Here is a 1046-nt window from a genome sequence, read left to right as displayed (position 1 = left end):
AGGGCGATACAAGGGAAGTAGCCGGGTTTATTGTACCAAAGGATACGGATTTGATGGTTGCGGCTTCAAAAGATGAGACTAGTTATGAGGTAGTGTTCACAATAGGTTTTTTAAAAAAAGATGTTGAAAAGCAAAAAGATGATTTGGAAAAGATATTGTTACAAAAGTTTAGTGAAGATACGGTAAAAGAAATAATGAGCGTTGTGAGGTCAAAAGTAAAAGATACAGATGTTATTGAAGCAAGATACTTTTATGACAAAAAAACAGATCAGTATATGTATATGCCTAAGTCATGGCCAATCAGAGGTTCCACAATTACCTTATATGTGTATAGAAAAGGTGACAAACCTTTCTAAAACGTGAAAATATTACTTAATAAGATTCTGAAAGGGAGGAAGGAGATGAAGAAGGTATTATGCTCTATAATATCTTTCTGCATTTTAGTGTCACATTTATTTATAAATGCACGCGCAGTAAGTTATAAAAGTGCAAAGGAAGCAATTGACGATGCTAATAATTTTTTATTTGAAAAAATGGGCTATGAGAATTATTATTTATTACAAGTTAATGGTATGAATATAAATGATGATCTTGCCCGATATGGTTTGGATATATTTTCAAACAGACCTGTGTTTGTATATGGTGATAATATTGAAGCAAGCAAAAAAACGACGTCATCAGGCAGTGAAATAGTTAAGAAAGTTAATGGCAAGGATGAATATCGTGCATTAGGATATGCAGTGGATGGTTCTGTTTTTCCAAATCCCTCTTTTCCATATGATAATGAGGGTTATGCTGCAAAAGATAAGATGTGGGTTAAAGAACCGTGGAACGGTAAGAAATTTAAATATCTATATGGCGAAAATGGAGAGATTGTTGGAAGGACATTAACAGATGCTGTTTTTGAGTATATAGAAAAATGGATTAAAATAGGGTATTTTAATCCTGATGTAGTTGAAACTTATACAGGCAAGAAAAATTACTTTGTACAAAATGCAGTTGATGTACCGGAAGGATTAAAGGAAAATTTTGAAGACTTTTTATAC

The 1046-nt window shown here is 32.5% G+C and carries 1 protein-coding gene and 1 pseudogene; both read left to right on the top strand.

What is annotated here, in order from left to right; genetic code table 11:
- Positions 1-356, top strand: a pseudogene (locus JCM21531_RS17325) (copper amine oxidase N-terminal domain-containing protein); the annotation flags it as partial.
- A 45-nt stretch (positions 357-401) separates the two neighbouring features.
- Positions 402-1046 (top strand): Athe_2463 domain-containing protein (locus tag JCM21531_RS17320; protein WP_038291709.1); only part of this gene is annotated, 645 nt, incomplete at its 3' end.

Source organism: Acetivibrio straminisolvens JCM 21531 (assembly GCF_000521465.1).
GTDB classification, from domain to species: Bacteria; Bacillota; Clostridia; order Acetivibrionales; family Acetivibrionaceae; genus Hungateiclostridium; species Hungateiclostridium straminisolvens.
This window is presented reverse-complemented; position numbering and strand designations above follow the sequence as displayed.